Source organism: Thauera sp. ZXT1-4, from assembly GCF_052598215.2.
The window spans coordinates 1-7,370 of sequence record NZ_JBQWSN020000055.1; the positions used below are offsets into that span (position 1 = coordinate 1).

Consider the following 7,370-nt stretch of genomic DNA (forward strand, 5'->3'; position numbering starts at 1 on the left):
AACCGAACGTCACCACCGGCGTGCGCTTCCGCTACACCGGGCAGCAGTACCTGGGTGGGTTGAATCTGTACTACTACAAGGCACGGTTCTACTCGCCGGCGCTGGGGCGCTTCCTGCAGACGGACCCGATCGGCACCGCCGATGACCTGAACCTGTATGCGTATGTGGGGAACAACCCGGTTAATCGGTTCGACCCGCTGGGGCTGAGTGCTGTTCAGAGTGATCAACTCAACGGTGGGGTGGGTGGGCTGCAGTTGGGTTCTAGCTTCACAGGGGAGCGGATTGAAGTTGCTGGTGGTCCGTTGCTTCCGCTTCTTGGTTTGGGTTTAATGGCGACTGAAGTTGCAACGAGTGATGTTCCGATACTCGGCGGCAGTACTGCAAAGGCGGCTGCAAGAGTAGGTGAGATTGCAACGGCCTCTAACTACCGGTTACTTTTTAAGCAGGCTCGTCCCGATCTCCCTAGTGGTTGGCAGGTGCATCACAGCATGCCGCAGAAGTATCAGGATGTGATGGCAGTTTCAGGAGTTAACATCCATGATGTTCAATTCTTGAGGGGTGTGTCCCCCAAGGTCCATTCGCAAATCACCACTGAGTGGGCACGGTTTGATAAAGCTGCTGGTGGCAATCCTACTGCGGCTCAAATCGCGGATTTTGCCAAGCAGCTTGACCGGAAATACGAAAGTAGTTTTATGTGGCCAGGATTCTAAGGACTTAAGATGCGCGCAAGAAAGTCGGATTTTCTTGAAGAAATAGCAGTGTCGATTGATTATTGGGTTGATACTGTCGCTGAAGCGATGACAGATCCAAGCGCGGATCTCATTTGGGTTGATGAGCAAGAGCCATACCAGAGGCTTCAGAAGGTATTCGAGAATTCAGAGTTAAATAATGATGATCTAAAGAAAGTTATTGCAGAGTGTCTGCGTGGATTTACAGTTTCTGTTTTGACTGCGATAGATGGTGGAACTGCTCTTGCTGAAAAAGGCAGAGTGTATTTGGTTGACGACGCTGGTAACAACTTGGGTGAAGGCTTGCATGATGATTTTGTAAGCCATTTGCTTGAAACTGGGCGTCTTAGAGAGTAGGCAACCCGAGTTCTGAAGGCCTGGGGGCCCGGCAGTGACCCCGCGGCCACCACCTGCCCGACAGCCGCCGCCCCGGTCGCGGTCACCGACTACGCCTATGACGACCTCTACCGCGAGCTGGCGCTTCCGAAGCTGGCTGTCGGAAAGGAAGTGCTGCTGTGGGAGGGGCGAAACGTTGCGAAGGGGCAGGTGGTCAAGGTCATCGACGAGTGACACGACCAGCGCTGTGGATCAGGCCACGAACGCCTCGATCTGCAGCGCGAGTGTAATAGGGGAGAGACCAAGACGTGTAATAGGGGACAGACCACGATTTTGGGGCCCCGCCGCACTGGAGCACGGCATATCGCAACGGGAAGAGTAGGCAGCGAACCGCGACTTGGAGCGAGGAATTGACCGTAATGCGTCCCCCTTCTCTTCCATCTCCTCTCGTCCGAGATGGCATCGATGTTGGCGTCGGCGAGTTTTCCCACTGCCGGCTGCCGCAATAGACCGGATGCGTGAAGCGGTGGGGGGCGCTTGGCAGCGCGGATAACCAGGAGGGAGCGTCTGGTTCGCCCCGCAGTCGGCACTGCACGACGAAGAATCGTTAAGTCGGCAATCAACATGGAGAGCACTATCTATGTCAGTCCAGCAGATGATTCGCGCCCAGATCGAGGGCGCGCTCTGGGAGTGCTGTCCGTGTGAAGTCGTCTGCGCGGTTGAGGGGGCCCCGTGGCTGGAGAAGACCTTGCAACTGTGTTACGAGGACGCCGTGGCCTTTGCGAAAAAGGACCCCGCTGCGAGGGGGAAGCCCGAGACGGTCGTCGCAAGTTACACGTCATTCAAGGCGGTGCTGCACTATCGCTTGGCCCATGCGTTGCTGTTGGCAGGGACGCGTCCGGGCGGTACCGCCGATAGCGAACCCTACGCAATGCTGGTGTCCAGTCGCGGCAAACTACTTTCGGGCGCCGAATTGCACCCCCGATGTCGCATCGGGCGGCGTTTCGTGCTTGATCACGGCGTCGGAACGGTATTCGGCGAAACGACCGAACTGGGCGACGACTGTTATGTGCTGGGCGGTGTCACGTTGGGTGCGGCTGGAATCGCCGGGAACCCTGCCGGCAAACGCCATCCCACTGTGGGGCATCGCGTTCAGATCGGCGCGTTCGCGCGGGTCTTCGGAGCCGTGTCGATTGGCGACGACGTGTTCATTGGCCCGCATAGCGTTATCACCCAAGATGTGCCGCCCTCCTGTTCGGTGACGGTCCGTACAAGCCACCAAGTCATCCGTGTCAGATGTACGCAGGCCACTCCACAGAGTGGTTGTTCAATTGCGGTTGACTCTCAGAAGATTTCCAAGATGGTTGCAGAGCAATGAATATGATCGGAAGAACGACGCGCAAGCGCTACTACGAGGATCCGTATCTTACCCGTTGCCCAGCTCATGTCGTGCGCAGCGGGGGGGACTACATCGAGTTGGACTCAACAGTGGCCTACCCCGAGGGCGGGGGGCAGGAGTCCGATCGCGGGTTGATCCATTTGCCTGATGGGCGCCGCGTTCGCTTTGTGGAGGCAAAACGGATGTATGGCTACGCACCGCGTTTGGACGGGTTTCCGGACATACAGGTCGATGGTGTGATTTGGCACATGATCCACCCCGACGATTGGTTCGTTGCGGCCGGAATCGTTGAGGGTATGCCAGTCAGTGTCGAGATTGACGTCGAGCGACGCGCACGGCTGACCTTGAGTCATACCGCATCGCATCTCGTCTACGTCGGGATTGGTCTCTACCGACCAGACGCCATACCCGGAATTCTCGGCTGTCACATCAAGCCGGAGGGCGCGCGGTTTGACTTCAAGGTAGCGGAGCGTTTTACACCAGAAGACGTCGAGGCGATCACGGCCTTCGCAAACGATTTGGTTTGCCGTGACGCTCCTGTTCGCGTCGAGCCGCACGCGGTTCATGCCGACGCACGGATCTGGCGCTGCGAAGCCCACCAGATGCCATGCGGAGGAACACATTTGGCATCCACCGGTTCTATCGGCCCCCTGAAAGTCAGGCGTAAATGCCTCGGTGCAGGGAAAGAACGACTGTCGTGCGAGTTCGTCGATGCGGCGCTGGATCTGATGCCCTATCAGCGGCCCGATGCCACCGTCCCACCCGGCGCTGATTCTTGAGGACGAAGTTCATATGCAAGCCACTGCGATCATTCAAGGTGCGGGCAATCCTAGAAAACGTTGGGTAGAGAGCTTCGTCACCGCCGTTCTGTTCATGGTGGTTTGCCTGAGCTGGGGCACGACTTGGCTGGGAATCAAGATCGCGGTCGAGAGCGTCCCGCCGCTGACATCCGCTGGATTGCGCTTTCTGATTGCGTTTCCGTTGTTTCTCGGCTTTGCGAAGCTGCGTGGGGAGTCGATCTTTTTCCCGAGGGAGAATGTCGGGTTCTTCGTTTTCGTGACGCTCGCCTACTTCTCGATTCCCTACTATTTGCTGAACTACGGCGAAACCTATGTGTCCTCGGGCTTGACCGCGTTGTTGTTCAGCACCATGCCGGTCTTCATCCTGATTTTTTCGGCGATCTTGTTGCACGAACGAATCCATCTGACACAGGTCCTGGGCATTGCCATTGGTTTCGGCAGCCTCGTCATGATCGTCAAGAGCCAAGGACTGCTTCTCAACTACGCGGAGGCATTGGGTGTCCTCGCTATTCTGGCTGCCGCGGTCATGCATGCGCTGTGTTATGTGCTTACTAAGAAGAAGGGCGCGGCGATCAGCGTGATCACCTTCAATACACTCCCAATCGGTCTTGCCGGAGCGATGCTGCTAGTCGTTGGGCTGTGGCTGGAACAGCCCGCTTTCTCGGAGTTCACGCAGCGCTCATGGGGTGCGCTGCTCTATCTAGGCTTGGTCGCCTCGGTCGGGGGCTTCATCGTCTATTTCCATCTCCTGAAGCGCTTGAGCCCCGTCGTTTTGTCATTTGTTTTCATCATATTTCCGGTGTTCGCCGTCGTGATCGGTGCATGGTACGAGGGGGTCCCGATTTCAGGTGATCTGGTCATGTACACGGCTCTGCTGCTGATTGGCTTTTCGATCACCAAGGTGCCAGTTGGCACGCTTCGCAAGTCGAAGTAGAGGGCGGACGATATGGTGGTGCTGACCGACGACACTCTTCGATGCATCTACGCGCATGCGGCGAGCACCTATCCGGAGGAGTGCTGCGGATTTGTGTTTTCAGACGGCTCGGTGCATCAAGGCGTCAACATTCAAAATGAGTTGAATGAGCTGAGTCCAGGCGTATATCGTCGCAGCGCGACAAACGGTTATACGTTCTCGGTAGCCGATACCGTACTCCTGAATGGCAGTTTTCGCGGTAAAAATCCAGTAGTGATCATTTATCACTCGCACCCGGATGTCGGGGCCTACTTCAGCAAGGAAGACCAGGACAAGGCCTTGTTCATGGGGGAGCCGGTTTTTCCGGTGACCTATCTCGTTGTTGATGTGCGAGCGGGTGAAGCGCGCGGTGCCAAGTTGTTTCAATGGGAACAGGGTTGTTTCAACTGTTGCCAGGAGTTTCCATACAGCCCGTCAATCATCGGTAATCGAGGCGAATCATGAAAGCAGTGACGTTTCCAGAGGTTCTGGCGAAAGTAGCCAGGCTACCGGCCAACCGGCTTGAAGGCGATGGTCGAACCACACGCGAGGTCATCGAGGATATTTGCGCGCGCCACGATAAACTGCGCGCTCATCTCTTTTATGAAAACAATTCACTCAAAGAGCATTTCCTGCTGACCTCGGCAGGGAGCTTGGTCGACCCGGACGGTGAGCTTCCCCAGGGCAGTGAAATCGATATCATGCTGGCCACCTCGGGTGGGCTGGACGTGGACCACCTGAGCAATGACGAAATTCGGCGATATGTTCGGCACATTACGCTCCCGGGTGTTGGTCGCGAAGGTCAGCTACGGCTGAAAAGAGCCAGGGTGCTCGTCATCGGCACGGGTGGGCTGGGCTCGCCGGTTTGCCTGTATCTGGCGGCGGCCGGCGTTGGAACCATCGGACTGGTTGATTTCGATGTGGTCGAAACAAGCAACTTGCAACGCCAGGTTGTGCACGGGAACAGCACGCTGGGCATGCCGAAGGTGGAGTCTGCCAAACGACGGATGCAAGACCTGAACGCGAACATCCAGGTCAATACCTTCACCTGCGCGATTGACGGAGACAACGCAGCCGATTTGATTGGCCAGTACGACATGGTGGTCGATGGGACGGATAATTTCTCCAGCCGCTACCTGGTGAACGACGTGTGCGCTTCACTCGGCAAGCCGCTGGTCTATGGCGCAATCCATCGATTCGAAGGGCAGATGAGCGTGTTCAATCATGGCGGCGGCCCCTGCTACCGCTGCCTGTTCCCAAAGAGCCCCCCAGCGGAGTTGGCGCCCAACTGCAGCGCAGGTGGCGTGATCGGTGTATTGCCGGGCGTTGTTGGACTCATTCAGGCGACAGAAGTCGTCAAGTTGATCCTGGGCATCGGGGAGTCCCTGTCCGGACGCTTGTTGCGCTTCGATGCGCTGGCAATGAGATTCAGCGAAGTGGGCTTCAAGCGGCGTCCGGATTGCCAGGCATGCTCCCCTGCGCGTGCGGTAGTGGCGATTGAGATGGAGGTCGGGTGCGCCAACCTCGGAACAGGACGCCCGATGCTCGCGGAGGAGCATTATGTCGAGCCGCTGGCGTTGAAGCGGGTGATGGAACAGGCTCCAGAGGAAGTCGTGGTGATTGACGTACGCGAACCCAACGAGCTCGAGGTGTGCGGACTGCAGGGTTCGCTCAATATCCCGCTGGCCGATCTCGAAGAACGGCTTTCCCAGCTTGACCCAGATATGACGCATTACCTCGTATGCTATGCCGGCGTCCGAGCGGAGCGAGCTGCCATGACCCTGATCGGGAACGGTTTCCCCAACGTGAAAGTGATGAGCGGCGGTATGAAGCGCTGGGTTCGGGACATCGACCCGGACATGCCGATTTACTGATCTCGAGTGGTGGCGCGTCGCATGATTTGCGAATCCATACTTCAGGCGTTTGGCCAGACGCCGATCGTAAGGCTCGGGGCGCTTTCCTTCGAGCTGGGCATCAATGTGTTTGCCAAGATGGAGTCACTCAATCCCGGTGGCAGCCACAAAGTACGCATTGCCCTGGGAATGGTGATGGATGCCGAGCGAAAAGGCGTTCTGGTCCGCGGCAAAGGGCAAACCATCATCGAGCCCAGCGGGGGTAATACCGGCATAGGTTTGGCTATCGTCGGGAATATTCTGGGGTATCGCGTGGTACTTGTGATTCCGGACAACTACAGCCCCGAGAAGCAGAAGCTCTTGAGACTCTACGGTGCAGAGGTGGTGTTGTCCGACAGCCGTATGGGAAACAACTCCCATGGTCAGAAAGCCATGGAATTGCAGTTGGAGAACCCGGAGTATGTGATGCTCAACCAACAACGCAACTCCGCCAACCCGGAAACGCATCGAACGATGACGGCACCGGAGATCATCCGTGCCTTCGGTGACAGACGTGTAGATTGCTTTGTAGGCGGCATCGGTACCGGCGGGCACATCACCGGAATCGGCGAAACACTCAAGGCGCAGTGGCCCGGGCTGAAGGTGTTCGGGGTCGAACCCGAACAGTGCGACTTGCTGAATGATCATCATGCGCCTCACGATATTCAGGGCCTGTCGATCGGCATCGTTCCTGAAATCCTGAACCTGTCGGTGCTGGATGGGATGCTCAAGGTCTCTAAGAGCGAGTGTTTGGATAGGGTGCGGTGGACGATGGCGAACGACGGCATTAGTCTTGGCATCTCGTCCGCGGCGAATCTGGCGGCGATCTCCAAGCTCTCAAGAGACCTGCCACCGGATGCGGTGGTATTGACCATGGTTTACGACGGCGTTGAATCCTATTTGGCGGATTTCGGTTGAGCGCATTCGCGACGCGTGTTCTGCGGGTGCGAGCACATCGATGCGGTCGTCCGGTAGCCCGATCAGCGGACGTGCAGGACGAAGGGTTAAAGCACCCGCGCCCCTTGCAGGCGTAACTTTCGCGCTCGGGGGACCGAGAGCCGATCGCTATTTTGTCCTGCGAGACACAGCCGCCCGCTGGCCGTGGTCGTGAGTACGACAGGCGTGCGCGCGCCCGAGACGCGCCCCGCGATCGGCGCGATGAGCCAATCCATCTCGGTCCGCCACCAGCGCCAAGAGGCGCCGAGTGCGTCCCGCAAGGTCGGTATCAGGGCAGTTGGCTGGGCACGTCGTGCCGAGGGGCGG

General features: G+C 57.7%; 8 protein-coding genes. All 8 read left to right on the forward strand.

Going from position 1 to position 7,370, the window contains the following annotated elements; translation table 11 throughout:
- Nucleotides 1-710: RHS repeat-associated core domain-containing protein (locus ACUH78_RS18415; protein WP_510497593.1), on the forward strand; the 710-nt coding region annotated here is incomplete at its 5' end.
- Between the two features lie 9 nt (nucleotides 711-719).
- The gene (locus ACUH78_RS18420) at nucleotides 720-1,085 is read left to right on the forward strand and encodes a hypothetical protein (protein ID WP_445334350.1); all 366 of its coding nucleotides are present in this window, start codon (nucleotides 720-722) and stop codon (nucleotides 1,083-1,085) included.
- Between the two features lie 619 nt (nucleotides 1,086-1,704).
- Entirely contained in the window at nucleotides 1,705-2,442 is a 738-nt protein-coding gene (locus tag ACUH78_RS18425) for a serine O-acetyltransferase (RefSeq protein WP_445334349.1), read from the forward strand.
- On the forward strand, nucleotides 2,439-3,242 hold the full coding sequence (locus ACUH78_RS18430) for an alanyl-tRNA editing protein (protein WP_445334348.1): 804 nt from the start codon (nucleotides 2,439-2,441) through the stop codon (nucleotides 3,240-3,242). The genes ACUH78_RS18425 and ACUH78_RS18430 overlap by 4 nt, the downstream gene beginning before the upstream one ends.
- Nucleotides 3,211-4,197, forward strand: coding sequence for a DMT family transporter (locus ACUH78_RS18435; protein WP_445334347.1), 987 nt, complete (start codon nucleotides 3,211-3,213; stop codon nucleotides 4,195-4,197). The genes ACUH78_RS18430 and ACUH78_RS18435 overlap by 32 nt, the downstream gene beginning before the upstream one ends.
- Nucleotides 4,198-4,215: 18 nt before the next feature.
- A complete protein-coding gene (locus tag ACUH78_RS18440) occupies nucleotides 4,216-4,680 on the forward strand; it encodes a M67 family metallopeptidase (protein WP_445334346.1) in 465 nt (154 codons plus the stop codon).
- Nucleotides 4,677-6,089, forward strand: coding sequence for a molybdopterin-synthase adenylyltransferase MoeB (gene moeB / locus ACUH78_RS18445; RefSeq protein WP_445334345.1), 1,413 nt, complete (start codon nucleotides 4,677-4,679; stop codon nucleotides 6,087-6,089). The genes ACUH78_RS18440 and moeB overlap by 4 nt, the downstream gene beginning before the upstream one ends.
- Before the next feature lie 21 nt (nucleotides 6,090-6,110).
- Nucleotides 6,111-7,025, forward strand: a complete 915-nt coding sequence (locus ACUH78_RS18450; RefSeq protein WP_445334344.1) for a PLP-dependent cysteine synthase family protein — start codon at nucleotides 6,111-6,113, stop codon at nucleotides 7,023-7,025.
- Nucleotides 7,026-7,370: the final 345 nt, after the last annotated feature.

What these genes read in the sequence shown, in the direction of transcription:
- ACUH78_RS18450 (WP_445334344.1), top strand. Translation starts at nt 6,111, where the DNA reads ATGATTTGCGAATCCATACTTCAGGCGTTTGGCCAGACGCCGATCGTA.
- moeB (WP_445334345.1), top strand. Translation starts at nt 4,677, where the DNA reads ATGAAAGCAGTGACGTTTCCAGAGGTTCTGGCGAAAGTAGCCAGGCTA.
- ACUH78_RS18430 (WP_445334348.1), top strand. Translation starts at nt 2,439, where the DNA reads ATGAATATGATCGGAAGAACGACGCGCAAGCGCTACTACGAGGATCCG.
- ACUH78_RS18425 (WP_445334349.1), top strand. Translation starts at nt 1,705, where the DNA reads ATGTCAGTCCAGCAGATGATTCGCGCCCAGATCGAGGGCGCGCTCTGG.
- ACUH78_RS18420 (WP_445334350.1), top strand. Translation starts at nt 720, where the DNA reads ATGCGCGCAAGAAAGTCGGATTTTCTTGAAGAAATAGCAGTGTCGATT.
- ACUH78_RS18435 (WP_445334347.1), top strand. Translation starts at nt 3,211, where the DNA reads ATGCCACCGTCCCACCCGGCGCTGATTCTTGAGGACGAAGTTCATATG.